This window comes from Pseudomonas sp. KH_050 (genome assembly GCF_057838875.1).
The window spans coordinates 5,239,746-5,266,501 of sequence record NZ_CM174478.1; the positions used below are offsets into that span (position 1 = coordinate 5,239,746).

Consider the following 26,756-nt stretch of genomic DNA (forward strand, 5'->3'; position numbering starts at 1 on the left):
TGGGCAAATAAACTTGAGCTGAACCTTAACTGGACTGCGGCAGGTTGCAAACTTTCTGTTGATTCGCCGAACCACAGATATAGACCCGAGCACGCGGACCGTAGCAGCTGCCGAAGGCTGCGTCCGGCTGCAAAGCAGTCGTAAATCCTGCTTCCACGGTTTGTCTAGAATACCGCAGTGCCTGATTTTACGACTGCTGCGCAGCCGAACGCAGCCTCGCAGGCTCGGCAGCTGCTACGGAGGGCAGTCCTCCTCACCCCAAAAGCCCCCTCGCCACAGTCAAGGCATCAACCGGCAACCCTGGCGCTCGCCGAGCCAGGCCGCGGTACTGCTGCGCCCCATCCCACTGGCCGTCACCTGCTTGCTTGCCGCGTCATCAACAAACCCGCTAGTGGGCAGGTACTGCTTCACATAAGCCTGGCAATACTCGGCCGGGTTATTCATCACATACCGGCAGGAACAATACTCCTTGGCGGTGTAGGCGCCGATGATGTCCGGAAACGCTTGCAACGCTACCCGCTCCTGCCAGCCCCAACCGAGCAGCGCGACCACTAGCACCAGCAGCAGGCTGCTAAACGGTCGGCGACGGACAAAACCCCGGCGACTCATGGCGGCACCGGTGGCGCAAACGCGGCCAGGACGCGTTTGAGCAATTCGTTATGCCGGTAACTGCCATCGCGGTCATCGCCATAGCGCACGATCACCAGCTGTTCGCTGGGAATCACATACATCGCCTGGCCCCAATGACCCAGTGCGGCAAAGGTATCGGCGGGTGCCGCCGGCCAGGGCTTGCTTGCACCCTCCAACGCGAGATTGAGCCACCAATGACCACCGGGCACGGCGTCGTCCTGATTGGCTTGATAGTGCGCAAAGGGTTGGCGATTGAACTCGACCCAGTCCCTGGGCAGCAGTTGCCGCTCCTGCCAACGACCATCGCGCTGCATCAACAGACCGATCCGCGCCAGATCGCGAGCAGTCAGGTAGGCATAGGACGAGGCGACAAACGTACCGCTGGCGTCGCTTTCCCATACGGCATTACGAATGCCCAAGGGCTCGAACAGCGCCGTCCACGGATAGTCCGGGTACTGCGCGCCGAGCATGTGCTTGAGTGCCGCGGATAACAGGTTGCTGTCGCCGCTGGAGTAACGAAACGCCTGGCCCGGCGCACTGAACTCGTCATGAGCGGAGGTGAAGGCGGCCATATCACCGCGGCCACGGGTGTACAGCATGGCCACCACCGACGATTTCAACGGGGCGTATTCATAGTCTTCCTGCCAGTCCAGACCCGACGCCCAGTGCAACAGGTCGGCCATGGAAATCGCCGGATGACGTTGCAGCGGTGGATAGAACTTCATCACCGGGTCCTGCAATTTGAATCGTCCCTCGCCATAAGCCACGCCCAACACCGTGGCCATCAGGCTTTTGCTGATCGACCAGGTGAGATGCGCGGTAGTGGCGGTGGTTGGCCCGGCATAACGTTCGTAGATCAACTGACCGTCGCGAATCACCAGCAAGGCATCGGTGCGGATGCCTGTGTGAGTACTGTCGTCGCGGGGCTGGAAGGCGTAGTCCTCGAGTTCCTCGAGCGCCGGACCAGAGACCAGTGAACCCTGTGACCATTGTTCAGCAGGCCAGTACTCGGCGACGGCGTGAGCACTCATGAAAAACAGCGCGATCAGCAGGCTCGAGCCTTTGAACATGGCGGGGACTCAGGGAGATGAACCTGCTGAGCCTAGTCGAGATAGATGACAGTTTTGAGCGAACATAGATCCCGTAGGAGCTGCCGCAGGCTGCGATCTTTTCGCAAACACACCGGTATCACAGAGAATCAAGATCAAAAGATCGCAGGCTACGCCAGCTCCTACACCGCCAGCAACGCCTTCGCCAAGCGCTTGGCCCGTGCCCCGGCGGCCAATTCCAGCACCGCCCGATCACGCCCCCAGAGCGTCGCCCACTCCGGCGGGCCATCGGCGAATGCATCATCCAACTCGGTCCGGAGCGAATCAAACTGCGCGAACAAGCCACCCAGCAACACATGCCCGGCACTCGAACCCGGGTTCTGCCGACTGACCTCCGCGCACCCCGCCAGCAGCGCCAACAGCCGCAGTTGCAGGCTTTGCGGCCAGTCGCTGTCCTGGCCGACGCCATACAACCAGGCGCTCATGGCACTGAGCACATAGATGTCTTCCAGGGTGCGGAACGGTTTGACATAGGCGTCCCACCCATCCCCGGCGAGCAACTCACACAGGGCATTGTCGAGAAACAGCCGACCGTGGCTGATGTCCGGCATCAACGCAATTGCCGGCAGTTTTTCCAGGCGTACCCCGGATTCGCCTGGGTACACCACGGCCAGACTCAACCGTGGCGATTCACCCGGTGCCTCGCAGCGCGCGGCAATCAGTAACCAGTCCGCTGCATCGCCAGCGGTGACAAAATCCTTGCGCCCGCTCAGCCGCAAGTCATCCAGACGGGTCTGCATGTCCGCCGCACGCAAGCTGTGCTGTTCGGTCGCGCACAAGGCGCCCAGGCTCGGCGGCGCGCTGGGCCAAAGCATGCGCAACGCCGCCTGATAGCCCACCAGAAATGCCAGCCCGGGCGTAGCCATCAACCGGCCGCCGCGCACGGCCAGTTCGAACGGCGTGACACTGCCCAGTTGCTGTAACAACGTCCCATAACCCTCGGCCAGATCCGGATTGGCGGGCAGACGTTTGCGGTGGTTCAACAGGGCTTGCCAAGGCATGGGAGGTTCCTCAAGGGGCTGTCATATAAGCATCACCAAAGCTTCATGGCGATGACACCGGGGCTACATAGCCTGACTTTGCACAACAAAGTCGATCGGCTGCAACCCACGACGGGTGAGTAGCCCGTATGGAGATTCGCAATGACTCAGATCGCCCGTATCAGCGACACTGGCAATGAACGCCGCCTGAAAGCCGAACGCCTGATCGGTGCCGAGGCTTTGCAGGAAGCCCAGACCTTGCGCTTCAACGTTTTCAGCGGCGAGTTCAACGCCAGGCTGAAGGGCGCGGAACTCGGTCTGGACATGGATGACTATGATGTTCACTGCGCTCATATCGGCGTACGTGACCTGAACACTGGCCGCCTGGTTGCCACCACCCGCTTGCTCGACCATCAGGCCGCCAGCAGTCTGGGGCGATTCTACAGCGAAGAAGAGTTCAGCCTCCACGGTCTGGTTCATCTCAAGGGCCCGATCCTCGAAATCGGTCGCACCTGCGTCGACCCGGCCTACCGCAACGGCGGCACCATCGCCGTGCTTTGGGGGGAACTGGCGGAAGTGCTCAACCAAGGTGGCTACGCCTACCTGATGGGCTGCGCCAGCATTCCGATGCAGGACGGCGGGATTCAGGCCCAAGCGATCATGCAACGCCTGCGCGAACGTTACCTGTGCACCGAGCACTTGCGCGCCGAACCGAAGAAACCGCTGCCGGCCCTCGACATTCCGTCCAATGTGATTGCCGAAATGCCGCCGCTGCTCAAGGCCTACATGCGCCTGGGCGCGAAAATCTGCGGCGAACCCTGCTGGGACGAAGACTTCCAGGTCGCCGACGTGTTCATCCTGCTCAAACGCGATGAGTTGTGCCCGCGCTACGCCCGGCACTTCAAGGCGGCTGTCTGATGAGCCGGCTACGGGTGTACGCGCGGATTGCGCGAGTATTGGTGGTGGTCGCCCTGGGGTTGAGCATGGCCAGCCTGTTCGGCCTGTTCGAGCGCCTGGGCGTGGCCAGTTCCATGCTGCGGCGCCAGCGCTGGTCGCGGTTTTTCATGGCGCGGCTGGGCAATGCCCTGCCCTTTCGCGTGACCGTTCACGGTGAACTGCCGCAACAGCCGATGCTGTGGGTCAGCAACCATGTGTCCTGGACCGACATTCCGTTGCTCGGCATGCTCGCGCCACTGTCGTTCCTGTCCAAGGCCGAAGTGCGCACCTGGCCGGTCGCCGGCTGGCTGGCGGCCAAGGCCGGCAGTCTGTTCATCCGTCGCGGATCGGGCGACAGCCAGTTGATCCGCAAACAGATGAGCCGTCATCTGCAGCAGGAGCATCCGCTGCTGATGTTTCCGGAAGGCACCACCACCGACGGCCGTTCGCTGCGCACGTTCCACGGCCGCTTGCTGTCTGCCGCCATCGACGCCGACGTCGCTCTGCAACCAGTGGCCATTCGCTACTTGCGTGAGGGTCAGATCGATCCGCTGGCCCCTTTCATTGGCGACGATGATCTGCTGTCGCACCTGATGCGGTTATTCGCCAACGATCAAGGCGAGGTGGAAATCCATCTGCTCAAACCGATTGCCTGTAATGGCCAGGAACGTGCGGCGCTGGCGTTTCAGGCGCAGCAGGCGGTGCAAAAAGCCTTGTTTGGTGAGGTTGTCCAACCCGCTGAGCCGCGTCGTGCCGGCGAGCTGGTTGCTGCCTGAAAATTTCGGTGTTAATGCAAAAAAGATCGCAGCCTGCGGCAGCGCCCACAGGCGTGCGTAGGAGCTGCCGCAGGCTGCGATCTTTTGATCTTCCGTCTTGACTATATATGCCCCGCCGCAAACCCCTGCAACTCGGGATAGAACAACCGAAAATCCTCACTCAACGGCTCATACAACCTTTCCAGTTCCTGCATCGCCGCGGCCAATTCCTCGGGCCGCGACAAGCGCCGCGAGATGCCCCGCAGCACTTGCTCGATCACCGCAAAATCCCGATACGAACCCAACCAGTCATGGGCCGCCATGTGCGGCGCAATTTCCGCCAGGCGCCCCGGCAACCGCGGTTGCGCGGCAAGCACCCGATAAACCTCAGCGGTGAAGCTGTCCAGCGGGCGGTCGGCATACTGCTGCCAGTCCCGCGCCAGGCAATGGTCGAAGAACACGTCCAGGACAATCCCGGCATATCGCCGCCGCGTCAGCGAAAACCGCGACAGCGATACGTCCACCAGCGGATGGCGATCGGTAAACACGTCGATATGGCGATGCAACTGAATCGCCGCCTCGATTTGCGGATCGAACTGCCCCTGCAGGCGGCCTTTGACGAAGTCGCCATACAGGCTGCCGAGCATCTGGGACGGAAGTTGGCCGCCGAGGTGAAGATGTGCGAGATAATTCATGGCGTGCAGTTTAGCACCACGCCTCTCATATCGTTATAACTCGATATACCGATTTACTCTGATACCAGATCAAAATCATATTGGTATATCGCGATTCAACGATTTAAAGTTCGCCTTATCGCGATATAACGTTTTACTCATCACGAGCAACCGCCATGCCCATCGACCTCGACGAAATAATAAAAGCCCTGGCGCACCCAGTACGGCGAGAAATCCTTCACTGGCTCAAAGACCCGACGGTCGAATTTCCCGACCAGAGTCACAGCAACGAGCACGGCGTCTGTGCCGGACAGATCGATCAACGTTGCGGCCTGTCGCAGTCGACCGTCTCCGCACACTTGGCGACCTTGCAGCGTGCGGGTCTGATCAGTAGCCGGAAAGTCGGCCAATGGCACTTCTTCAAACGCAACGAGGAAGTGATTCAGGAGTTCCTCCGCGCCATCAGCAAAGAGCTCTGACCCAGAGCTTTACAAGGACTGCACAATGCCCCTCTCGCTCCTCATCCTGGCCCTGAGCGCCTTCGCCATCGGCACCACCGAGTTCGTCATCATGGGCTTGCTGCCCGAAGTGGCGGCCGACCTCGGTGTGTCGATCCCCGGCGCCGGCTGGCTGGTGACCGGCTACGCCCTGGGCGTGGCCATCGGTGCGCCGTTCATGGCGCTGGCCACCGCCAAACTGCCGCGCAAGGCTGCCTTGGTGGCGTTGATGGGCATTTTCATCGTCGGCAACCTGCTCTGCGCATTGGCCAGTGACTACAACGTGTTGATGTTCGCTCGGGTGGTGACAGCCCTGTGTCACGGTGCGTTCTTCGGTATCGGTTCGGTGGTCGCCGCCGGCCTGGTACCAGCCAACAAACGCGCATCGGCAGTGGCCTTGATGTTTACCGGCCTGACTCTGGCCAACGTGCTGGGCGTGCCCCTGGGCACTGCACTGGGTCAGGAAGCCGGCTGGCGTTCGACCTTCTGGGCAGTGACCGTGATCGGTGTGGTTGCGTTGATCGGCCTGATCCGCTTCCTTCCCGCCAAGCGTGATGAAGAAAAACTCGACATGCGCTCGGAACTGGCCGCGCTCAAAGGTGCCGGGGTCTGGTTGTCGCTGAGCATGACCGCACTGTTCGCCGCCTCGATGTTCACCCTCTTCACCTATGTAGCACCGCTGCTGGGCGACGTCACCGGTGTCTCGCCAACAGGCGTGACCTGGACCCTGCTGTTGATCGGCCTGGGCCTGACCGTCGGCAACATCATCGGCGGCAAGCTGGCGGACAAACGCCTGGCGGCCACGCTGATCGGGGTCTTCATCTCCATGGCCGTGGTTTCGACCGTATTGAGCTGGACCAGCGTTGCGGTGATCCCGACTGAAATCACCTTGTTCCTCTGGGCTACCGCATCGTTTGCCGCCGTACCGGCCCTGCAAGTGAACGTAGTGACCTTCGGCAAAGACGCACCGAACCTGGTGTCGACCCTGAATATCGGCGCCTTCAACATCGGCAACGCACTCGGCGCCTGGGTGGGCGGCAGCGTGATTGCCCACGGTTTCGGCTTGACCAGCGTGCCCCTGGCCGCTGCAGCACTGGCAGTCCTCGCACTGCTGGTGACGCTGATTACTTTTCGTCAGAGCGGCAATGCCGAGCTGGCCCCTGCTACCAACTGACCACCCAGAGGGTTGTATCCATGGCAACTATTTTCGATCCCATCACACTCGGCGACCTCGACCTGCCGAACCGCATCATCATGGCGCCGCTGACTCGCTGCCGCGCTGATGAAGGCCGTGTGCCGAACGCGCTGATGGCTGAATACTATGTGCAGCGCGCCTCCGCCGGGCTGATCCTCAGCGAGGCCACTTCGGTCACGCCGATGGGCGTCGGTTACCCGGACACTCCGGGCATCTGGTCCAACGACCAGGTACGCGGCTGGAGTAACGTGGTCAAGGCCATTCACGGCGCTGGCGGGCGGATCTTCTTGCAGCTGTGGCACGTCGGGCGGATTTCCCACCCGTCCTACCTGAACGGTGAAGCGCCGGTCGCCCCGAGCGCCATTCAACCCAAAGGTCATGTCAGCCTGGTTCGTCCGCTGGCCGACTACCCGACTCCACGGGCACTGGAAACCGCTGAAATCGCCGACATCGTCGACGCCTACCGCGTCGGTGCCGAGAACGCCAAGGCCGCCGGATTCGACGGGGTGGAAATCCACGGCGCCAACGGTTATCTGCTCGACCAGTTCCTGCAAAGCAGCACCAACCAGCGCACCGACCACTATGGCGGTTCCCTGGAAAACCGCGCACGGCTGATGCTCGAAGTGACGGACGCGGTGATCGAAGTCTGGGGCGCTGGCCGGGTCGGCATGCACCTGGCACCACGGGCCGACTCCCATGACATGGGTGACGACAACCTGTCCGAGACCTTCACTTATGTCGCCAGTGAACTGGGCAAACGCGGCATCGCGTTCATCTGTTCCCGTGAGAAAGAAGGCGCCGACAGCCTCGGCCCGCAACTCAAGGAAGCCTTCGGCGGCCCGTACATCGCCAACGAACGCTTCACCAAGGACAGTGCCGACGCCTGGCTGGCCAGCGGCAAGGCCGATGCCATTGCCTTCGGCGTGCCCTTCATCGCCAACCCGGACCTGCCGGCGCGCCTGAAGGCCGATGCCGAATTGAACCAGGCGCATCCTGAAACCTTCTATGCCAAAGGCCCGGTCGGTTATATCGACTATCCGGTGCTATAAAAGCAAAAAGCCCCGAGTTGTGAGAGACGGGGCTTGTTGGGGATAAACCAGAGACGTTCAGCGCGTATGAGATCGCCAAGATCGCAGCCTGCGGCAGCTCCTACGGGTTCTGGGTACACCTGATATTTAAAAGGTGAACCGGCTCGGCGCAGGCTGCGATTTTTTGGCCCCCCCCCGCCCCTTACAGATCAAGCGCTGATCGGACACCCGGTCGCCGCCTGCAGCTCTTCCAGGCTCACACCCGCCGCCAGCTCGACCAGTTTCAGACCTTGCCCGGTCACGTCCAGCACCGCCAGATCGGTGATGATCCGGTCCACCACGCCGACACCGGTCAGGGGCAGGTCGCAGTGTTTGAGCAATTTGTGGCTGCCACCCTTGGCCGTGTGCTCCATCAACACCACCACACGCTTGACTCCGGCCACCAGGTCCATCGCCCCGCCCATGCCCTTGACCATCTTTCCGGGGATCATCCAGTTGGCCAGATCGCCCTGCTCCGAAACCTGCATGGCACCGAGAATCGACAGGTTGATATGACCGCCGCGGATCATGGCAAAGGAGTCGGCACTGTTGAAGAAGCTACTGCCGGGCAAGGTGGTGATGGTCTGTTTGCCAGCGTTGATCAGGTCCGGATCAACCTCGTTGTCGAGCGGGAACGGGCCGATGCCGAGCAGGCCGTTCTCGCTCTGCAACCAGACGTCCATGCCTTCAGGGATATAGTTGGCTACCAGCGTCGGCAAGCCGATGCCGAGGTTGACGTAGAAACCGTCCTGCAATTCTTGGGCGGCGCGTTGCGCCATTTCTTCACGAGTCCAGGCCATGATCAGGCGCTCCGCACAGTGCGTTGTTCGATGCGTTTTTCCGGGTTGGCATTGAGCACCAGCCGCTGCACGTAGATACCCGGCAAGTGAACCTGATCGGGATCCAGCTCACCGATCTCGACAATTTCCTCCACCTCGACCACGCACACCTTGGCAGCCATGGCGGCCAGCGGGTTGAAATTGCGGGCGGTCTTGTTGAACAGCAGGTTGCCGGACTTGTCGGCCTTCCAGGCTTTGACCAGGGCCACGTCGGCGCGCAGCGAGCGCTCCATCACGTACCACTCGCCATCGAATTCACGGGTTTCCTTGCCTTCGGCCACCAGCGTGCCGTAGCCGGTCTTGGTGAAGAACGCCGGGATACCGGCACCGCCGGCACGGAGTTTTTCCGCCAGGGTGCCTTGGGGAGTGAACTCCAGTTCCAGTTCACCGGCGAGGTACTGACGCTCGAATTCCTTGTTCTCGCCAACGTAGGAGGAAATCATCTTGCGGATCTGCCGGGTAGTCAGCAGCTGGCCCAGACCAAAGCCATCGACGCCGGCGTTATTACTGATCACCGTCAGCTCGCGCTTGCCGGTGTCGCGTAATGCCTCAATCAAGGCCTCAGGAATACCGCACAACCCAAAGCCACCGACTGCGAGGGTCATACCGTCTTCGACGAGACCTTGCAGGGCGGATTCAGCACTCGAGTAAATCTTGTTCACTTATTCTTCCTCGAATTCACCACGACACACACGTATGTGGCCACGGCCTGTTTGCTCGGGCCGGGAGCAGACAGAGCCATCCAGCACTGTCCCCCCGATTTTCGCTACTGCGTCAGCTTAGCCCTTGCGCTGCCCCCAGGCCACGGCCAGACCACTGACACAAATCACGACAATGCCGATGACCCCGAACATATCCGGCGTATGACCAAAAATCAGGTAGCCATACATCCCGGCAAACAGGATCTGCCCATAGCTGAAGGGCGCGAGCATGGCGGGTGCGGCGTGGCGAAAGGCCTGAGTCAGCAACATATGGCCGAGCATGCCGCAGGTGCCCAGGCCGATCATGAACAGCGCGTGAAGCAGTGTCGGCATGCTCCAGAAGAAGGCCAGCAGCGCGCTCATGATCAGGCTGTTGAGAATGCCGGTGAGGAAGTTGCTGGTGGTCGGGCTGTCGATGCCGCTGAGCTTGCGGGTCAGCAATTGATAGAAGCCGAAACACAGCGCCGAGCACAACGGCAGGATAATCGCCGGGGTAAACAGCGCCCCGCCTGGACGCACCACGATCAGCACGCCGACAAAACCGGCCAACACCGCCAGCCATTGGCTACGGGTAACCCGCTCTTTGAGCAGTGGAACCGACAACGCCGTCACCAGCAACGGCGCGAGGAAGTTGACCGCCGTGGCTTCGGCCAGCGGGATGTAACGCAAGCCCGTGGTGAAAAACAGGCTGGTGCCGATCAGGCACAGTGCGCGCAACACCTGGAGCCCGGGGCGTTTGGTGCGCACCACCGCGGAAAAACCGCTGCGAGGCACAAAGATCACCAACATCAGCAGCGTGTGCACCACGTAACGTGCCCACACCACCATGACGATCGGATAAAACCCCGACAAGTATTTGGACAGCGCGTCGTGACTGGCGAACAGCAATACTGCCAGGCCAATCAATGCGATCCCTTTGACCGGCTGCTCGGCGCCCTTGTATGACGGGGTGTTCACACTCATTCACATACTCGACACAATTTCCCTACAAAATACATAGCTCGCTACCTGTCAAGATAGCCCAAGCACGTATATAAAGGCACCCCATCGAAACAAGGCGAATGAACGGTCGATCTTCCCGCGCCTTATCTGTTGAAACAACAGGACCCGATTCGCCTTTTGTCTCAGTTGCGCAACGCAGGACTCAAGCGCAGCATGTCCATCACGGTATCGACCAGACGCTCGGCCTCCCGGTGCAGCTCATAGTTGTCGGGCGCCAACAGCCATTGGTAAAGGATGCCGTCGATGAACGCATGCAGGCTGATCGCAGCCCGGACCGTATCCAGATTCTCCGGAAGCTGCCCTCGATTCACTGCATTGCGTAATGCCAGCCCGATACGCACATTGCACTCCAGGCTGGCGACGCGGCGCTGCTGACGCAGATCGCACATTTCATCGGTGAGTTCGCACTTATGAAACAGAATGTCATTAATACGCTGGGTCTTCGGGTCCAGGGCAACTTGATGAAGCAAATGAATCAGCAGCTTGCGCATGCAACCCAAGGGGTCGAGCTCCGCTTCATCTTCACTGGCCTTGGCCATCTCATCCAGCGGCTCATGCAAGGTGTCGAGCATGGCCTGAACCAGGTCCCCCTTGTTGCTGAAATGCCAGTAGATGGCCCCGCGCGTAACACCCGCCAGCGTTGCGATATCCGCCAGTGTGGTGCGCGCCACACCCCGCTCATGAAAGGCTTTCTCTGCCGCTTCGAGTATCTGGCTACGGGTTTCCAGGGCTTCCTCTTTGGTACGACGGACCATGGCAGTACTACCTCAATCAGGGGGCTTTCAGGCGATACGTAATGATCATCTGAATAAATGTGGGGCGAAGTCTCTTGAGTCTCGTCCCCAACCTACATTCACGTCTTTTATGGCTTTTTGTAACGAGAACGGTACGTAGCCAGGTATTTACAAACAACCATGAACGTAAGTATATTCCTTAGTAAGCTACTTATCTACTCAGCGCCTATTTTTTAACCTTCCATCTTTTCTTGTGTGCAATTGCGCGCCTGACCGAGGATTTTCATGCAATTCAAACCAGCTATTACCGCTCTGGTTGCTGCCGTTGCCCTGGCAACGCTGCTCAGCGGCTGCAAAAAGGAAGAGGCAGCCCCTGCCCCACAAGCCCCTCAGGTCGGCGTTGTCACCCTGCAAGCTCAAGCCTTTACCCTGACCTCCGAGCTTCCGGGCCGCACGACAGCGTTCCGCATGGCGGAAGTCCGCCCTCAGGTCAACGGCATCATTCTCAAGCGTCTGTTCAAGGAAGGTGGCGAGGTCAAGGCCGGCCAGCAGCTGTATCAGATCGATCCATCGGTCTATGAAGCCACCCTGAAAAGCGCCCAGGCGAACCTGCAATCGACCCGGTCGATTTCCGATCGCTACAAGCAGTTGGTCAACGAGCAAGCGGTCAGCCGCCAGGAATACGACACGGCCCTGGCCAATCGGTTGCAATCGGAAGCCAGCCTGCAAAACGCACAGATCAACCTGCGCTATACCAAAGTGCTCGCCCCGCTGTCCGGGCGTATCGGTCGTTCGTCGGTCACCGAAGGTGCACTGGTCAACAACGGCCAGGCCGACGCCATGGCGGTGATTCAACAACTCGACCCGATCTACGTCGACGTCACTCAGTCGTCGGTAGAGCTGCTCGAACTGCGCCGCGAACTGGAAAGCGGTCGTCTGCAAAAGGCCGGCACGAATGCGGCCATGGTCAAGCTGACCCTGGAAGACGGCAGCCAGTACACACAGGACGGCAAACTGGAGTTCTCCGAAGTCTCGGTCGACCCGACCACCGGTTCCGTGACCCTGCGCGCCGTGTTCCCGAACCCCGACCACACCCTGCTGCCGGGCATGTTCGTCCACGCGCAGTTGCAGGCCGGGGTGAACGCCGCCGCGATTCTCGCCCCACAGCAAGGCGTGACTCGCGACCTGAAAGGTACTCCAACCGCGCTGGTGGTTGGCCCGGACAACAAGGTCGAACTGCGTCAGCTCAAGGCCAGCCGCACTGTCGGCAGCCAGTGGCTGATCGAAGATGGCCTCAAGGCCGGCGATCGTCTGATCACCGAAGGTCTGCAATTCGTCAAACCTGGCATTGAAGTCAAGGTCAGCGAAGCGACCAACGTTTCTTTGAAAAACCCGGCCCCTGCACAGGCATTAAACAAAATTGCAGGCGGCAAAGGGGAGTAAACCATGTCGAAATTTTTTATCGACCGTCCGATTTTCGCCTGGGTAATTGCCCTGGTGATCATGCTGGTCGGGGCTCTATCGATCCTCAAGTTGCCGATCAACCAGTACCCGAGCATTGCGCCACCTGCTATCGCAATCCAGGTGACCTACCCAGGTGCTTCTGCACAGACCGTGCAGGACACCGTGGTGCAAGTCATCGAGCAGCAGCTCAACGGTATCGACAACCTGCGTTATGTCTCCTCGGAAAGTAACTCCGACGGCAGCATGACCATTACCGCGACCTTCGAACAAGGCACCAACTCCGATACCGCCCAGGTTCAGGTCCAGAACAAGCTGAACCTGGCCACCCCGCTGCTGCCGCAAGAAGTGCAGCAGCAGGGTATCCGCGTGACCAAGGCAGTGAAGAACTTCCTGTTGGTGATCGGCGTGGTCTCGCGCGATGGCAGCATGTCCAAGGACGACCTGTCCAACTACATCGTTTCCAACATGCAGGACCCGATCTCGCGGACCGCGGGTGTCGGCGACTTCCAGGTATTCGGTGCCCAGTACGCCATGCGTATCTGGCTCGACCCGGCCAAGCTGAACAACTTCAACCTGACGCCGGTGGACGTGAAAGCCGCGGTTGCGGCGCAGAACGTCCAGGTCTCCTCCGGGCAACTCGGTGGCCTGCCGGCCATGCCGGGGCAGCAACTGAATGCCACGATCATCGGCAAGACCCGCCTGCAGACGGCCGAGCAGTTCAAGTCCATCCTGCTGAAGGTCAACAAAGACGGATCGCAAGTGCGTCTGGGTGACGTGGCCGATGTCGGCCTCGGTGGCGAGAACTACAGCATCAGCGCCCAGTTCAACGGCAGCCCGGCTTCCGGCCTGGCGGTAAAACTGGCCAACGGCGCCAACGCTCTGGACACCGCCAAAGCCTTGCGCACCACCATCGATGGTCTCAAGCCGTTCTTCCCGGAAGGGATGGAAGTGGTGTTCCCGTACGACACCACCCCGGTGGTGACCGAGTCGATCAAGGGTGTGGTTGAAACCCTGGTCGAAGCGATTGTGCTGGTGTTCCTGGTGATGTACCTGTTCCTGCAGAACTTCCGCGCCACAGTCATCACCACCATGACCGTACCGGTGGTATTGCTCGGGACCTTCGGGATCCTCGCGGCGTTCGGTTTCAGCATCAACACCCTGACCATGTTCGGTATGGTGTTGGCCATCGGCTTGCTGGTGGACGATGCCATTGTCGTGGTGGAAAACGTCGAACGGGTGATGAGCGAGGAAGGACTGTCACCCAAGGAAGCCACCAAGAAATCCATGGGGCAGATCCAGGGCGCCCTGGTCGGTATTGCCCTGGTGCTCTCGGCGGTACTGCTGCCGATGGCGTTCTTCAGTGGCTCGACCGGGGTGATCTACAAGCAGTTCTCGATCACCATCGTTTCGGCCATGGCGCTCTCGGTACTGGTCGCCCTGATCTTCACGCCGGCGCTCTGCGCCACCATGCTCAAGGCGATTCCCAAAGGCGAGCACGGCGTACCGAAACGCGGCTTCTTCGGCTGGTTCAACCGCAACTTCGACCGTGGCGTGCAAAGCTACGAGCGCGGTGTCGGCAACATGCTCAAGTACAAGGCGCCGTACCTGCTGGCCTACCTGATCATCGTGGTCGGCATGATCTGGCTGTTCACCCGCATCCCCACGGCCTTCCTGCCGGAAGAAGACCAGGGCGTACTGTTCGCCCAGGTGCAGACCCCGGCCGGCTCCAGTGCCGAACGGACTCAGGTGGTGGTCGACGAAATGCGCGAATTCCTCCTGCGTCCAAGCGCCGAAGGTGGTGAAGGTGATGCGGTCAACTCGGTATTTACCGTGACCGGCTTCAACTTCGCCGGCCGTGGTCAGAGTTCGGGCATGGCCTTCATCATGCTCAAGCCATGGGACCAACGCTCCGCGGAAAACAGCGTGTTCAAGCTCGCGGCCCGTGCACAACAGCACTTCTTCACCTTCCGTGACGCCATGGTGTTCGCCTTCGCCCCGCCAGCGGTATTGGAGCTGGGTAACGCCACCGGTTTCGACGTCTTCCTGCAGGACCGTGCCGGCATCGGTCACGACAAGTTGATGGCGGCGCGTAACCAGTTCCTCGGCATGGCCGCGCAAAGCAAGGTGCTGTCGCAGGTCCGCCCCAACGGTCTGAACGATGAGCCGCAGTACCAGCTGACCATCGACGACGAACGCGCCAGCGCCTTGGGCCTGACCATGACGAACATCAACACCACCCTGTCGATCGGACTGGGCAGTAACTATGTCAACGACTTCATCGACCGCGGTCGGGTGAAGAAGGTCTACATACAGGGTCAGCCCGGCGCTCGCATGAGCCCCGAAGACATCAAGAAATGGTACGTGCGCAACGCCAGCGGAACCATGGTGCCCTTCACCGCCTTTGCCAAGGGTGAGTGGATTTACGGTGCACCCAAGCTGTCGCGCTACAACGGTGTGGAAGCCATGGAAATCCTCGGCGCTCCGGCACCCGGTTACAGTACCGGTGAAGCCATGGCCGAAGTCGAGGCGCTGGCCAAGAAGCTGCCGGCGGGTGTCGGTATCTCCTGGACCGGTCTGTCCTACGAGGAACGTCTCTCCGGCTCGCAGGCGCCGGCGCTGTATGCGTTGTCGCTGCTGATGGTGTTCCTCTGCCTGGCGGCCCTGTACGAAAGCTGGTCGATCCCGATCGCGGTGATGTTGGTGGTGCCACTGGGGATCATCGGTGCCCTGCTCGCCACTAGCCTGCGCGGTCTGTCCAACGACGTGTATTTCCAGGTGGGCTTGCTGACAACCATCGGTCTGGCATCGAAAAACGCCATTCTGATCGTCGAGTTCGCCAAGGAACTGCATGAACAGGGACGCACCTTGAGCGAGGCGGCCATTGAAGCCTGCCGGATGCGTCTGCGACCGATCATCATGACCTCGCTGGCCTTCGTGCTCGGCGTGGTACCACTGGCAATCTCCACCGGCGCGGGTTCCGGCAGCCAGCATGCGATTGGTACCGGGGTAATTGGCGGTATGATCACCGCGACTGTTTTGGCGATCTTCTGGGTACCGCTGTTCTTTGTCACCGTGTCCGCCATGGGTCAAAGAAAAGTCGCGGACGAACCCGACTCCATTGAAACTGCAAACGAGGCTGGCCAATGAGCAAGTCGCTACTCTCCCTGGCAATCACTGCATTCGTGCTCGGTGGTTGCTCGCTGATACCTGATTATCAGCGACCGCCAGCGCCGGTTGCGGCGCAGTACCCGCAAGGTCCGGCCTACTCCCCTGTGGAGGCTGCCAACATGGCGGCCGCTGAACAGGGCTGGAAGCAGTTTTTCCATGACCCGGCGCTGCAACAACTGATTCAGACCGCCCTGGAAAACAACCGCGACCTGCGTGTCGCGGCCCTGAACATCGACGCCTTTGCGGCTCAATACCGCATTCAGCGCGCCGACCTGTTCCCGGCCGTCTCGGCGACCGGCAGCGGCAGCCGCCAGCGAGTTCCGGCCAACCTGTCGCAAACCGGTGAGTCGGCCATCACCAGCCAATATTCGGCGACCCTGGGTATCAGCGCCTACGAACTGGACCTGTTCGGTCGGGTTCGCAGCCTGAGCGAACAAGCGCTGCAGCAATACTTTGCCACTGAAGAAGCGCGGCGCAGCACCCAGATCAGCCTGGTGGCCAGCGTGGCCAACGCCTACCTGACCTGGCAGGCCGACAAGGAACTGCTCCAGCTGACCAAAGACACCCTGGGTGCATTCGAGGAGAGCTACAAACTCACCGCGCGCAGCAATGAAGTGGGTGTGGCCTCGGCGCTGGATCTGAGCCAGTCACGGACTTCCGTGGAAAACGCTCGGGTGCAATATGCGCGCTATACCCGTCTGGTCGCACAGGACGAGAACATTCTCGCGCTGTTGCTGGGCACCGGGATTCCGGCCAACCTGCCGGGCAGTCAGCCGCTGGCCGACGACCTGTTGAGCGAAGTCCCGGCCGGCTTGCCGTCGGACTTGCTGCAACGTCGTCCGGACATCCTTGAAGCCGAGCACCAGCTCAAGGCGGCCAACGCCAACATCGGCGCGGCACGGGCAGCGTTTTTCCCGAGCATCAGCCTGACGGCCAACGCCGGCACCGCAAGCCCGGACCTGTCCGGCCTGTTCAAGGGTGGTTCGGGAACCTGGTTGTTCCAGCCGCAAATCAATCTGCCAATCTTCAATGCCGGCAGCCTGAGAGCGAGCCTGGATTACTCGAAAATCCAGAAAGACATCTCCGTGGCACAGTACGAAAAGTCCATCCAGACCGCCTTCCAGGAAGTCTCCGATGGCCTGGCCGCGCGCCAGACCTTCAACCAACAGTTGCAGGCCCAGCGTGATTTCGTCAATGCCAACCAGGACTACTACCGCCTGGCCGAGCGTCGCTACCGGATCGGCGTCGACAGCAACCTGACCTTCCTCGATGCCCAGCGCCAGCTGTTCAGCGCGCAACAGGCATTGATCACCGATCGCCTGGCGCAACTGGTCAGCGAGGTCAATCTGTACAAGGCCCTTGGTGGCGGCTGGAACGCACAGACCGCGAAGAACGAGCCAGTGGCTGAAGAAGCGCCGAAGCTCAAGTTGTTTTGAGGGCCTGACTGAGGAGCGTTGAGCGCTTCTTGATGAGAAAAAAATCCGGAACCTGATAAGGGCTTCGGATTTTTTTTGCCTGCGCCACAGGATTAGAGCGCTTGCGCAGGACGCGGCCAAGGAGCGAGCTTGCTCGTGATAGCGGCTGCCCCGGTTTCCTCGCTTATCTTACGACTGAGCGCAGGTCTTCTGGAACTAGGTAATGCCCTCCTTCATATTTTAGTAAGTGTTTCTTTACCTCAGTTTTCAGCAGAACATCCTTGCAGCCCTCAGCAGCCTCTCGAGATAGTACTTTCGTTGCCTTCTCTTTAATAAGCAGGTCTGCATATGTCCGTGCTGACTGCATCATGATCACGGTCATTTCTCGTGTAGTGAACTCACCAGCACAACGGGTATCCCACTCGCCAGAATACTCATGCACATTCAGCCCGTTTAGAACGCTAACCAAGCTATTGTCATGCGTAATGTATAACCTTAAAGATTCAGAGCTATATGGATTTGGCTGTGACGAACCTCGCCATGAGGTGCGAATCCCGAACGCCAAGGTATCCCTGTCAAGCCGGTAGTTTGCCGTATCAATTTTTATTCCAGTATTGTAAATAGCATCACCCGTTAACGCATCAATTTCGCGACCAGTTCCAACAATAGTGTTGGTTTTTGAATCAAAAACCATTACCCCCAAATCAGTCCTTCCATCCAGCTCAATTGATGTTGCAAAGATGATATATCCTGTTGCTGGCCACACCTTGCAAACAGAGCTATGTCGAATCACTCCTGCCCCGTCATAGAGATTACCAATGAGATCTTTGTGCTCATCTAGACATGATGCATTTGTCAACGCAGAGAAAAAAAAAACAATAACATCAAAATAATTTTTTTAACGACGATTGGAGATGACCTGATTAATTAGAAATTTATTCGACAACATGCGCCAAGAGCACATCCCATATAAGTGCTGTTGAGCTGTAGATTTTTCGGTGGACCTCCCTATTGCTAGCACATTCTTAATGCGCACTGCGTCAGAACCTCAAGTTCTTTAGATAGCTGGACCTTTCGATACTTTCTCTAGCAAGACAGTTATTTCTTATTGCTTCAAATGCTTGAGATTCAGGGGAAATCACAAAGCTCTCAATAGCACAGTTTGCGTCTCTTAGATTAATCCAAGCTCTCTGTGATTTTTTTATATACTCTTGAAGCTCCCCTCCTAACTTTGGATCCGCCTTGTACTCTGTAGATATTCTATTATTTAGATCTTTGTAAACGTCATTCAATTCCTTGTCAGCGCTTTCAGCTTTATACTTGGAACATTCATATACATCTTGACTATCCACGCCTCCAGATAAACATAAATCAGGATAAGCAGCGTCTGCATAACACACCCCACACCCAAACAACATCACCACAATAAATCTTGCGATCATTAAACCTCTCCAGTTAATTATTTTTTAAATACTTGACCCTATGCCGACCTGGCTCATACTGACTAATTGCAGGAGTATTTTCAATATAAGACATTAACTCTGCCCTGCTGTTGCGCATCCCAGCTTTCATTGGATTGGCGCCCAAAGTAAAACCTTGATACACAAAATCAACTAATACTTCTTGAATGACGGGATCAAGACTTACCCATTCCACCCTGTCGATCTCAGACAAAGTCCATTTGTTATAATTTGAAATAGCCCTTTCAATGTAGCCAGGGTAGATGATGTTAAAAATTGATATTTGTTGATCTTTAGTTATTTCGCCAATTGAAATCTTGCTGCTTATTACAAAATCTCTCGCAGCCACTCCTTTCAGGCCGCGAGCTAAAGAAATTTCTCTAGCCTTTTTATCGTCGATTCCCGCTCGAGTCATATGGGCGTAAACTTCGTTTTGCGTTCGATTTCCCATATCGTACCCTCGCCCCAAAGTTACGCCAGACAAATCATTTCCTGGCCAGTGAATGACTCTGCTGTAGTGCATCGAGCCTGGATTATCATTACCTTCAGCATCGAAGGTTATCTTGCCTGCAAGGATTTTTAATCCGTCAATAGAGTTGAAATACGTTGCCAACCCCACCGGATGAAAGTGATACACCTTCCCATGCGCCGGCAATCCGACTTTCTCCGCCACTTCATCCCACCAACTCAGCTGTTTGATTCTTCTCTTCTCCGCCACCCAGTTCAGGATGGGCGTCGAACCGCTATGGCCGAGCATTTCATCCAGCACGTCCCACTTCTGCGGTTTGTAATACCACTCGCTTTCATAATGGATGATCAACTGCGAGATCGACTGGGCATGGGCCGGCAGGCGGAGGGCCGCTTGCAGTTCTTCAGCGGTCATCTTGCCGTCGCGGTTGCGGTCGATGATGTCGTACAGCCGGCTCTTGATCGGCCCCTTGTCCCCTTCATCGGCCATGGGGCCGTAGCGCTCGAGTTGCTGTTCGCTGAAGTGGTCAACGGCACGCAGGAACGAGGCCAGGACTTCCCGAGGGGAGTCGTAGTCGAAGATGACGTCGTAGCCGTCCCATGACCAGGGACTGACCCAGGGGGTGACGCCCACTTCTTCGCGCACCCAGCCGTCGAGCAGGGTGTTGTCGGCGTCGTGGAGCAAACCATCGAGGCGGTACCAGTTGTAGGCCCTGCGGTCAGGCGTTGCCGGTACCGCGATTTTTCTCTCGGCCGCGAGGCCGTCGAGCAGGCTCTTGGGGACCAGCAGGTCGGCGTCGCTCAGGGGGTTGGCCGCACTCAGGATGGGCCATCGCGTGACGCTGTAGGTGCCCTGATGCGCCACCACCGCCGTGCCCTTGGCGAGTTTCAGCCAGGTCCTGTCCTGGGCCGGGAGACGATCGGCCCAGGCGCGACTGGCCGCGATGAAGGTTCTCAGGGTGTCGGGGCTGAATACTTCCAGGTGCAGTTTCTTTTCCGGGCGCTGCGCATGGCAGTCCTGATACAGGCCGAGGTGGCCGATCAACTCCCCGGCCTTGATCGCGACGGGCGAATCGAGCACCACCACCCGATCCTGCGCCAGCGGTTCCAGTGCACCTTGCAGCGATTGGAAATGCACGTACTGGTTGATGCGTTCCAGCTTGCGGTACTCGCCTTCACCGCTGACCGTTAATTCCGTGCCATCCGGCAGTTCCGTGAGCACTTCGCTGTGAAAGCTCGGTTCGGCGTAGACATTGAGCGAGCCCCAGCGTGTCGCCACGTGATATTCGTCCCCGGCAATCTGTTTCAGCTGGGTGATGGCAACATAGCCGCGTAGCGAACCCTCGGCGTTGGTCAGCTTGGCCGGTCCGAGGGTGTTCTCCAGCTTGCGGTAATCACCGTCGCCGCTGACGGTGACCTCCGCCCCCCGTGGCAGGAGGTCGAGCACCTTGCCCCGCCACGCGGCCTGGTTGCGCACGTTCAGGCCGCGGAGCTCTGGATGGCCGGGGCGGACGTCGTTCACCGTCGCCTTGACGCGACGGACCGCCGCCTCGGGCCAGAACGCCGGGCGGGCCAAGGTGGAATTCGCCTGGTAAACCGCCCAATCCTGCAGGTGCAGGTACAGGCTGTAGAAGGTCAGGCTCGGCGGAGTCTCGCTGCTGCCTTCGATTTTCGGCGCTTCCAGGCGATGGCGAACCAGTACGAAGCCGCTGGCAAACGGCGCCTCGACGGTCACCTCTGGCTCTGGAAAGAAAGTGTTGGTAGGGGTGTGCTCGGGGATGCGATAGGCCACCACCTCACCATCGGCCAGGCAACGCACCAGGGACTGATCCAGGATGCCCTCGGTGCCGGCATCGAAGTGCACGCCACCGTGCCACATGCCACTACGGCCCAAGGGGTAGTAACCGGCTCCGGCCTTGGCGAGTTGGGTCAACTGCAGCAGTGGGTTGCGCTGGTCCTTGTTGCGCTGGTCCTTGAACGGATGGCTCCAGTTCTGTAACGGTTGCAGTGCGTCGGCACTGGTCTCGGGAGGCAAGGATGACCGGACCGGGCCTGTGTCGGGCGTCGGCAGGATCGGGGCATCGCGCACATCAAACCGAGAGTTCCGGCCACTGGAGCGCCGTCCAAAAAGCCAAGTGAACAAGGTGGTCATGCGGTGTTTTGCTCCTTGCGAAGGGGTCAGCCAGAGAGAGGTACCGGTCTCTTCTCTATAAACAACGATGGATCATCTTGAGCGACCGCAACACCCCCTGATGTATCAACAGGAACGCCCCTATAACCTTTGCCGAATCTGCCTACAATCGGCTGCCAGCTAAATGACGGATTGGGTACTCAAGGCGGCAAAAGCGCAAAGATCTTGAAGGGCTGGCTGCAAGCGCGAAACCCTAAGTGGCCGTTACTGCGGGAATGGGTATGTACGCCGGCCAAAAGCCAGGATCAAAAGATCGCAGCCTGCCGCAGCTCCTACGGTGGGATTTGGGTACATTCGCGAGAGACAGGTTGGCAATAGAGTATCTACAGGTGATCGAATGCCTTGGCAGGAGCTGTCGGTCGATGCTCGATTGCTCGCGATAGCGGCTTCAATGCCCCTACGTGCCCCCTTGGGCGCGGCGGCGAAACAAAGAGCCCATGACCGCAGCGTAGCTGCCTTCCCATCCACTACGGCCAACTGAGCGGGCATCCAGCGACGCCTGAAAAAATCACCACGAAAAAAAACGCCCCGGTCCGTGAGGACTGGAGCGCTTTTCATGTTTGGTGCACTCGACAGGATTCGAACCTGTGACCGCTCGGTTCGTAGCCGAGTACTCTATCCAGCTGAGCTACGAGTGCATTTGTGTTTGTTAGACCAGACCACCGCTGGTTGAAGCAAAGTTGCTCACATCACTGCAAACAACTCTTAAATGGTGCACTCGACAGGATTCGAACCTGTGACCGCTCGGTTCGTAGCCGAGTACTCTATCCAGCTGAGCTACGAGTGCATTTGTTGCCGCGCATTATAGTCCGTTAAATCTTTTTGTAAAGCGCTTTTTTCTAGTAATTTCAACAACTTACCGAAGAAGCCAGATTACAACGTACTAAGTAAATAATGGCGGAGAAGGGGGGATTCGAACCCCCGACACCCTTTTGAGGTGTACTCCCTTAGCAGGGGAGCGCCTTCGGCCACTCGGCCACCTCTCCGCAACACGGGGCGTATCTTAACCAACCTTTTCCCCGTTTGCAAACATAAAAAACGATAAAAATTAATGGCTTGGTTCTTCATCCTTCTCTTTCTTGATCCGCAGGTAGATTTCCTCGCGGTGAACCGCCACTTCCTTGGGTGCGTTGACACCAATACGCACCTGATTTCCTTTGACGCCGAGCACCGTAACAGTGATTTCGCCATCACCAATAATCAGGCTTTCTGCGCATCGACGAGTCAGAATCAGCATACCTTTCTCCTCACGCATTTCATTTCAGGGACAACAGTCTGCAAAAAAAAGGCACTCGACCCACAACCGGAGCGGTCGCAGCCCTACATGCCTAAGTATTGACTAGCGCGAGCAAAAGAACAGATTTCAGTCGTGCCGATCAAAAAAACAAAAGGCGCGGAAAACCGCGCCCTTCGGGAAACGCATCACTCGCCCTGTCGGACCGGAGCGTCCAGGTCGAAAGCCGTGTGCAGAGCGCGCACAGCCAGTTCCAGGTACTTCTCTTCGATCACCACCGAGACCTTGATCTCCGATGTCGAGATCATCTGGATGTTGATGGTCTCTTTGGCCAGCGCTTCGAACATGCGGCTGGCAACTCCCGCATGGGAGCGCATGCCAACGCCGACGATCGAGACTTTGGCAATCTTGGTATCGCCAACGACTTCGCGGGCACCGATCTCGCGAGCGGTGTTTTCCAGGACCGCCTGAGCCGCCAGGTAGTCGTTGCGGTGAACGGTGAAGGTGAAGTCGGTGGTGTTATCGTGCGCAACGTTTTGCACGATCATGTCGACTTCGATGTTCGCGGCACTGATCGGGCCGAGAATCTTGAAGGCCACGCCGGGAGTGTCTGGCACACCACGGATGGTCAGCTTGGCTTCATCGCGGTTGAAAGCGATGCCGGAAATGATCGGCTGTTCCATGGATTCCTCTTCATCAATAGTAATGAGGGTGCCCGGACCCTCCTTGAAGCTGTGCAATACGCGCAGCGGAACGTTGTACTTGCCGGCGAACTCGACCGCACGGATCTGCAACACCTTGGAACCGAGGCTGGCCATTTCCAGCATCTCTTCGAAGGTAATCTTGTCCAGGCGCTGAGCCACGGACACGACGCGCGGATCGGTGGTGTAGACACCGTCGACATCGGTATAGATCTGGCACTCATCAGCCTTCAAGGCTGCCGCCAGCGCCACACCGGTGGTATCGGAACCGCCACGACCGAGGGTGGTGATGTTGCCGTGCTCGTCGACGCCCTGGAAACCGGCGACCACAACCACGCGACCGGCCTTGAGATCGCCACGAATCTTCTGATCATCAATCTGCAATATGCGCGCTTTATTGTGCGCGCTATCGGTCAGAATCCGTACCTGGTTACCGGTGTACGACACCGCCGGCACGCCACGCTTGATCAGCGCCATGGCCAACAGGGCAATAGTCACCTGCTCGCCCGTGGAGACAATCACATCCAGCTCACGGGGAACCGGTTGGCCGTCACCACTGATTTGTTTGGCCAGATCGATCAGACGGTTGGTCTCGCCGCTCATTGCAGACAACACAACCACCAGGTCATCGCCGGCTTCGCGGAATTTCTTAACCTTGTCGGCGACCTGCTCGATTCTCTCGACAGTGCCGACCGAGGTGCCTCCAAATTTCTGTACGATCAAAGCCATTTCAAAGCCGCCTCTGCCCGTGAAGGGCGCCCAATAATCACTCAAACAGCTGCGAAGCCCGTCACTAGACGACGGGCTCGGCACGCAGCCTTATAAACCCTGCTCTACAAATGGAACGGCCAGGGCCAGTGCGGCATCCAGGGCGCCAGCGTCAACACCACCGCCTTGCGCCATGTCCGGACGACCACCGCCCTTCCCGCCCACTGCCGCAGCGGCTTGCTTCATCAAATCACCGGCTTTGAGTTGGCCAGTCAGGTCTTTGGTCACGCCTGCAACCAGAACGACCTTTTCCTCATGGACACTGCCGAGCAGGATCACTGCGCGGCCGAGTTTGTTCTTCAATTGATCGACCAAGGCCAACAGCGCCTTGCCGTCCTGACCGTCCAGACGCACGGCCAGCACGTTCACCCCTTTGACATCCAGTGCATTAGCCGACAGATCGTCACCGGCGGCGCTGGCGGCCTTGGCCTGCAACTGCTCGAGTTGCTTTTCCAGCGCGCGGTTGCGCTCAAGCACAGCCAGGAGCTTGTCGATCACGTTGTCGCGACTGCCCTTGACCAGGCTCGCCGCTTCCTTGAGTTGTTCTTCAGCACCGTTCAGATAAGTCAGCGCCGCGGCGCCGGTCAGCGCTTCGATACGACGAACACCGGATGCGACACCGCCTTCGCTGATGATTTTCAGCAGGCCGATGTCACCGGTGCGATTGGCGTGGATACCGCCGCACAGCTCGACGGAGAAATCACCGCCCATGCTCAGCACTCGCACGTTATCGCCGTATTTCTCGCCAAACAGTGCCATGGCGCCTTTTTTCTTGGCGGTTTCGATATCGGTTTCTTCGGTTTCGACCGCGGTGTTGTTACGCACTTCACGGTTGACGATGTCTTCCAGGGCCTTCAACTGCTCGGGCTTGATCGCCTCGAAGTGGCTGAAGTCGAAGCGCAGACGCTGGCTGTCGACCAGCGAGCCTTTCTGTTGCACGTGCTCGCCCAGCACCTGGCGCAGCGCGGCGTGCAGCAAGTGGGTCGCGGAGTGGTTCAGCGAAGTGGCGTGCCGCACGTCAGCGTCGACCTGAGTCTCGACCTCTGCGCCGATAATCAGGCTGCCCGAAGCCAGCACACCGTGGTGCAGGAACGCGCCGCCGGTCTTGGTGGTGTCACGCACATCGAAACGCGTCACGCCGGTTTGCAGATAGCCGCAATCGCCGATCTGGCCGCCCGATTCAGCGTAGAACGGCGTTTGATCGAGAACGACCACGCCCTCTTCGCCTTCACTCAACACGTCGACCGATTGCCCGTCTTTATAGAGCGCAATCACTTTGGCCGAACCGCTAGTCGCTTTGTAGCCGGTGAACTCGGTGGCCACATCAACCTTGACCAGGCTGTTGTAGTCCATGCCGAACGAGCTGGCCGACCGCGCGCGTACACGCTGGGCTTCCATCTCGCGCTCAAAACCTTCTGCGTCGATGGTCAGGTTGCGCTCACGGGCGATGTCGCCGGTCAGGTCCATCGGGAAGCCGTAGGTGTCGTAAAGTTTGAACACCACATCGCCCGGAACCACGTCGCCCTTGAGCTCGGCCAGATCCTGCTCGAGGATCTTCAGGCCCTGCTCCAGGGTCTTGGCGAACTGCTCTTCTTCGGCTTTCAGTACGCGCTCGATGTGCGCCTGGCCTTGCGTCAACTCAGGGAAGGCATCGCCCATCTCGGCGACCAGTGCGGCGACGATCTGATAGAAGAAGCTGCCCTTGGCGCCCAGTTTGTTGCCGTGGCGGCAGGCGCGACGGATGATCCGGCGCAGCACGTAGCCACGACCTTCATTGGACGGCAGCACGCCGTCAGCAATCAGGAAACCGCAGGAGCGAATGTGGTCGGCGACCACTTTCAGCGAAGCCTGGTTGTCGTTGGTGCAACCGATGGCCTTGGCCGAAGCGCTCAGCAGGCTCTGGAACAGGTCGATTTCATAGTTCGAGTGAACGTGCTGCAGCACGGCGCTGATCCGCTCCAGGCCCATGCCGGTATCCACCGACGGTGCCGGCAGTGGATGCAACACGCCATCGGCGGTGCGGTTGAACTGCATGAACACGTTGTTCCAGATTTCGATGTAACGGTCGCCGTCTTCTTCCGGCGAGCCTGGTGGGCCACCCCAGATGTCGGCGCCGTGATCGTAGAAAATCTCGGTGCAAGGACCGCACGGGCCGGTATCGCCCATGGTCCAGAAGTTATCGGAAGCGTACGGCGCGCCCTTGTTATCGCCGATACGGACCATGCGCTCGGCCGGGACCCCGATTTCCTTGGTCCAGATGTCATAGGCTTCGTCATCGCTGGCGTAGACCGTGACCCAGAGTTTTTCCTTGGGCAGGCCCAGGACCGACGTCAGGAAAGTCCAGGCGAAGCTGATCGCATCACGCTTGAAGTAATCGCCGAAGCTGAAGTTACCCAGCATTTCGAAGAAAGTGTGGTGACGAGCGGTATAACCGACGTTTTCCAGGTCGTTGTGCTTACCGCCGGCGCGTACGCACTTCTGGCTGCTGACGGCGCGGGTATAGGCGCGCTTTTCCTGGCCCAGAAAGCAGTCCTTGAACTGGTTCATCCCCGCGTTGGTGAACAGCAGGGTTGGATCGTTGCCCGGAATCAAAGAGCTGGAGGCTACACGGGTGTGGCCTTGCTCTTCGAAGAAGCGAAGGAAGGCTTCACGGATTTCTGCGCTTTTCATTAGGTTCTTCCACGGAGACTGCGGCCAAAGGCCGGTGCAAAACGTCCAAAGACGGAGCGACGGCAAAGGGCCGCATTATATCGGCCCTGCGCTTTGGG

General features: G+C 58.9%; 22 protein-coding genes and 3 tRNA genes. 8 read left to right on the forward strand and 17 right to left on the reverse strand.

Translation table 11 applies throughout. The features are described from left to right. Positions 1-279: 279 nt before the first annotated feature. The 3 genes from AC3IUA_RS24035 to AC3IUA_RS24045 form a co-directional block, all read right to left on the reverse strand. A complete protein-coding gene (locus tag AC3IUA_RS24035; protein WP_489357362.1) occupies positions 280-609 on the reverse strand; it encodes an amidase in 330 nt (109 codons plus the stop codon). After that, the gene (locus tag AC3IUA_RS24040; RefSeq protein ID WP_489357363.1) at positions 606-1,700 is read right to left on the reverse strand and encodes a serine hydrolase domain-containing protein; all 1,095 of its coding nucleotides are present in this window, start codon (positions 1,698-1,700) and stop codon (positions 606-608) included. Before AC3IUA_RS24040 ends, AC3IUA_RS24035 begins: the two co-directional genes overlap by 4 nt. 161 nt (positions 1,701-1,861) lie before the next feature. Then, a complete protein-coding gene (locus tag AC3IUA_RS24045; protein WP_489357364.1) occupies positions 1,862-2,740 on the reverse strand; it encodes an acyl-CoA dehydrogenase in 879 nt (292 codons plus the stop codon). 141 nt (positions 2,741-2,881) lie between these two features. On the opposite strand from AC3IUA_RS24045, the gene olsB reads away from it, so the two are divergent. Both olsB and AC3IUA_RS24055 read left to right on the forward strand, forming a co-directional pair. Then, positions 2,882-3,637, forward strand: a complete 756-nt coding sequence (gene olsB / locus AC3IUA_RS24050; protein WP_489357365.1) for an L-ornithine N(alpha)-acyltransferase — start codon at positions 2,882-2,884, stop codon at positions 3,635-3,637. Continuing rightward, positions 3,637-4,431 (forward strand): lysophospholipid acyltransferase family protein, encoded by a 795-nt coding sequence (locus tag AC3IUA_RS24055; RefSeq protein WP_489357366.1) that lies wholly within the window; start codon positions 3,637-3,639, stop codon positions 4,429-4,431. Before olsB ends, AC3IUA_RS24055 begins: the two co-directional genes overlap by 1 nt. Before the next feature lie 101 nt (positions 4,432-4,532). Here AC3IUA_RS24055 and AC3IUA_RS24060 read toward each other — a convergent pair whose 3' ends face one another. Next, positions 4,533-5,105, reverse strand: a complete 573-nt coding sequence (locus tag AC3IUA_RS24060; RefSeq protein ID WP_489357367.1) for an acyl carrier protein phosphodiesterase — start codon at positions 5,103-5,105, stop codon at positions 4,533-4,535. Between the two features lie 155 nt (positions 5,106-5,260). On the opposite strand from AC3IUA_RS24060, the gene AC3IUA_RS24065 reads away from it, so the two are divergent. Genes AC3IUA_RS24065 through AC3IUA_RS24075 form a run of 3 tightly spaced genes read left to right on the forward strand, consistent with a single transcriptional unit; the run spans position 5,261 to position 7,825 of the window. Further along, positions 5,261-5,563: an ArsR/SmtB family transcription factor gene (locus AC3IUA_RS24065; RefSeq protein WP_489357368.1), complete on the forward strand. Its 303-nt coding sequence runs from the start codon at positions 5,261-5,263 to the stop codon at positions 5,561-5,563. 25 nt (positions 5,564-5,588) lie between these two features. After that, the gene (locus AC3IUA_RS24070) at positions 5,589-6,755 is read left to right on the forward strand and encodes an MFS transporter (protein WP_489357369.1); all 1,167 of its coding nucleotides are present in this window, start codon (positions 5,589-5,591) and stop codon (positions 6,753-6,755) included. Between the two features lie 20 nt (positions 6,756-6,775). After that, positions 6,776-7,825, forward strand: coding sequence for an alkene reductase (locus AC3IUA_RS24075; protein ID WP_489357370.1), 1,050 nt, complete (start codon positions 6,776-6,778; stop codon positions 7,823-7,825). 188 nt (positions 7,826-8,013) lie between these two features. Here AC3IUA_RS24075 and AC3IUA_RS24080 read toward each other — a convergent pair whose 3' ends face one another. The 4 genes from AC3IUA_RS24080 to AC3IUA_RS24095 all read right to left on the reverse strand — a co-directional run bounded on the left by AC3IUA_RS24080 (position 8,014) and on the right by AC3IUA_RS24095 (position 11,140). Continuing rightward, positions 8,014-8,643 carry a CoA transferase subunit B gene (locus AC3IUA_RS24080; RefSeq protein ID WP_489357371.1) on the reverse strand — a complete coding sequence of 210 codons (630 nt, stop codon included), beginning with the start codon at positions 8,641-8,643 and terminating at the stop codon, positions 8,014-8,016. A gap of 2 nt (positions 8,644-8,645) precedes the next feature. Further along, on the reverse strand, positions 8,646-9,344 hold the full coding sequence (locus tag AC3IUA_RS24085; protein ID WP_150645146.1) for a CoA transferase subunit A: 699 nt from the start codon (positions 9,342-9,344) through the stop codon (positions 8,646-8,648). A 117-nt stretch (positions 9,345-9,461) separates the two neighbouring features. Continuing rightward, positions 9,462-10,346: a DMT family transporter gene (locus AC3IUA_RS24090; RefSeq protein ID WP_489357372.1), complete on the reverse strand. Its 885-nt coding sequence runs from the start codon at positions 10,344-10,346 to the stop codon at positions 9,462-9,464. Positions 10,347-10,507: 161 nt separating this feature from the next. After that, a complete protein-coding gene (locus tag AC3IUA_RS24095) occupies positions 10,508-11,140 on the reverse strand; it encodes a TetR family transcriptional regulator (protein WP_489357373.1) in 633 nt (210 codons plus the stop codon). Between the two features lie 264 nt (positions 11,141-11,404). Here AC3IUA_RS24095 and emhA point away from each other — a divergent pair, with 264 nt between their 5' ends. Genes emhA through AC3IUA_RS24110 form a run of 3 tightly spaced genes read left to right on the forward strand, consistent with a single transcriptional unit; the run spans position 11,405 to position 17,187 of the window. Further along, positions 11,405-12,562, forward strand: a complete 1,158-nt coding sequence (gene emhA, locus AC3IUA_RS24100) for an efflux RND transporter periplasmic adaptor subunit EmhA (protein WP_489357374.1) — start codon at positions 11,405-11,407, stop codon at positions 12,560-12,562. Positions 12,563-12,565: 3 nt separating this feature from the next. Next, positions 12,566-15,730, forward strand: coding sequence for an efflux RND transporter permease subunit EmhB (gene emhB / locus AC3IUA_RS24105; protein WP_489357375.1), 3,165 nt, complete (start codon positions 12,566-12,568; stop codon positions 15,728-15,730). Further along, positions 15,727-17,187, forward strand: a complete 1,461-nt coding sequence (locus tag AC3IUA_RS24110) for an AdeC/AdeK/OprM family multidrug efflux complex outer membrane factor (RefSeq protein WP_489357376.1) — start codon at positions 15,727-15,729, stop codon at positions 17,185-17,187. Before emhB ends, AC3IUA_RS24110 begins: the two co-directional genes overlap by 4 nt. 163 nt (positions 17,188-17,350) lie before the next feature. Here AC3IUA_RS24110 and AC3IUA_RS24115 read toward each other — a convergent pair whose 3' ends face one another. From AC3IUA_RS24115 to alaS, 9 genes are all read right to left on the reverse strand, one after another. Beyond that, positions 17,351-17,959: a PA3715 family protein gene (locus AC3IUA_RS24115; RefSeq protein WP_489357377.1), complete on the reverse strand. Its 609-nt coding sequence runs from the start codon at positions 17,957-17,959 to the stop codon at positions 17,351-17,353. Positions 17,960-18,206: 247 nt separating this feature from the next. Then, positions 18,207-18,608, reverse strand: a complete 402-nt coding sequence (locus tag AC3IUA_RS24120) for a lysozyme inhibitor LprI family protein (RefSeq protein WP_489357378.1) — start codon at positions 18,606-18,608, stop codon at positions 18,207-18,209. A gap of 13 nt (positions 18,609-18,621) precedes the next feature. Further along, positions 18,622-21,246: a hypothetical protein gene (locus AC3IUA_RS24125; protein ID WP_489357379.1), complete on the reverse strand. Its 2,625-nt coding sequence runs from the start codon at positions 21,244-21,246 to the stop codon at positions 18,622-18,624. Between the two features lie 600 nt (positions 21,247-21,846). Further along, positions 21,847-21,923: transfer RNA gene (locus AC3IUA_RS24130), tRNA-Arg, on the reverse strand. A 72-nt stretch (positions 21,924-21,995) separates the two neighbouring features. Continuing rightward, positions 21,996-22,072: transfer RNA gene (locus AC3IUA_RS24135), tRNA-Arg, on the reverse strand. Positions 22,073-22,180: 108 nt separating this feature from the next. Continuing rightward, positions 22,181-22,271: transfer RNA gene (locus AC3IUA_RS24140), tRNA-Ser, on the reverse strand. 62 nt (positions 22,272-22,333) lie between these two features. Continuing rightward, on the reverse strand, positions 22,334-22,522 hold the full coding sequence (csrA, locus tag AC3IUA_RS24145) for a carbon storage regulator CsrA (RefSeq protein WP_002554426.1): 189 nt from the start codon (positions 22,520-22,522) through the stop codon (positions 22,334-22,336). A gap of 185 nt (positions 22,523-22,707) precedes the next feature. After that, the gene (locus tag AC3IUA_RS24150) at positions 22,708-23,949 is read right to left on the reverse strand and encodes an aspartate kinase (RefSeq protein ID WP_489357380.1); all 1,242 of its coding nucleotides are present in this window, start codon (positions 23,947-23,949) and stop codon (positions 22,708-22,710) included. Between the two features lie 90 nt (positions 23,950-24,039). Next, positions 24,040-26,658 carry an alanine--tRNA ligase gene (gene alaS, locus AC3IUA_RS24155; RefSeq protein ID WP_489357381.1) on the reverse strand — a complete coding sequence of 873 codons (2,619 nt, stop codon included), beginning with the start codon at positions 26,656-26,658 and terminating at the stop codon, positions 24,040-24,042. Positions 26,659-26,756 lie beyond the last annotated feature (98 nt).

What these genes read in the sequence shown, in the direction of transcription:
- AC3IUA_RS24035 (WP_489357362.1), bottom strand. Translation starts at nt 609, where the DNA reads ATGAGTCGCCGGGGTTTTGTCCGTCGCCGACCGTTTAGCAGCCTGCTG.
- AC3IUA_RS24040 (WP_489357363.1), bottom strand. Translation starts at nt 1,700, where the DNA reads ATGTTCAAAGGCTCGAGCCTGCTGATCGCGCTGTTTTTCATGAGTGCT.
- AC3IUA_RS24045 (WP_489357364.1), bottom strand. Translation starts at nt 2,740, where the DNA reads ATGCCTTGGCAAGCCCTGTTGAACCACCGCAAACGTCTGCCCGCCAAT.
- olsB (WP_489357365.1), top strand. Translation starts at nt 2,882, where the DNA reads ATGACTCAGATCGCCCGTATCAGCGACACTGGCAATGAACGCCGCCTG.
- AC3IUA_RS24055 (WP_489357366.1), top strand. Translation starts at nt 3,637, where the DNA reads ATGAGCCGGCTACGGGTGTACGCGCGGATTGCGCGAGTATTGGTGGTG.
- AC3IUA_RS24060 (WP_489357367.1), bottom strand. Translation starts at nt 5,105, where the DNA reads ATGAATTATCTCGCACATCTTCACCTCGGCGGCCAACTTCCGTCCCAG.
- AC3IUA_RS24065 (WP_489357368.1), top strand. Translation starts at nt 5,261, where the DNA reads ATGCCCATCGACCTCGACGAAATAATAAAAGCCCTGGCGCACCCAGTA.
- AC3IUA_RS24070 (WP_489357369.1), top strand. Translation starts at nt 5,589, where the DNA reads ATGCCCCTCTCGCTCCTCATCCTGGCCCTGAGCGCCTTCGCCATCGGC.
- AC3IUA_RS24075 (WP_489357370.1), top strand. Translation starts at nt 6,776, where the DNA reads ATGGCAACTATTTTCGATCCCATCACACTCGGCGACCTCGACCTGCCG.
- AC3IUA_RS24080 (WP_489357371.1), bottom strand. Translation starts at nt 8,643, where the DNA reads ATGGCCTGGACTCGTGAAGAAATGGCGCAACGCGCCGCCCAAGAATTG.
- AC3IUA_RS24090 (WP_489357372.1), bottom strand. Translation starts at nt 10,346, where the DNA reads ATGAGTGTGAACACCCCGTCATACAAGGGCGCCGAGCAGCCGGTCAAA.
- AC3IUA_RS24095 (WP_489357373.1), bottom strand. Translation starts at nt 11,140, where the DNA reads ATGGTCCGTCGTACCAAAGAGGAAGCCCTGGAAACCCGTAGCCAGATA.
- emhA (WP_489357374.1), top strand. Translation starts at nt 11,405, where the DNA reads ATGCAATTCAAACCAGCTATTACCGCTCTGGTTGCTGCCGTTGCCCTG.
- emhB (WP_489357375.1), top strand. Translation starts at nt 12,566, where the DNA reads ATGTCGAAATTTTTTATCGACCGTCCGATTTTCGCCTGGGTAATTGCC.
- AC3IUA_RS24110 (WP_489357376.1), top strand. Translation starts at nt 15,727, where the DNA reads ATGAGCAAGTCGCTACTCTCCCTGGCAATCACTGCATTCGTGCTCGGT.
- AC3IUA_RS24120 (WP_489357378.1), bottom strand. Translation starts at nt 18,608, where the DNA reads ATGATCGCAAGATTTATTGTGGTGATGTTGTTTGGGTGTGGGGTGTGT.
- AC3IUA_RS24125 (WP_489357379.1), bottom strand. Translation starts at nt 21,246, where the DNA reads ATGACCACCTTGTTCACTTGGCTTTTTGGACGGCGCTCCAGTGGCCGG.
- csrA (WP_002554426.1), bottom strand. Translation starts at nt 22,522, where the DNA reads ATGCTGATTCTGACTCGTCGATGCGCAGAAAGCCTGATTATTGGTGAT.
- AC3IUA_RS24150 (WP_489357380.1), bottom strand. Translation starts at nt 23,949, where the DNA reads ATGGCTTTGATCGTACAGAAATTTGGAGGCACCTCGGTCGGCACTGTC.
- alaS (WP_489357381.1), bottom strand. Translation starts at nt 26,658, where the DNA reads ATGAAAAGCGCAGAAATCCGTGAAGCCTTCCTTCGCTTCTTCGAAGAG.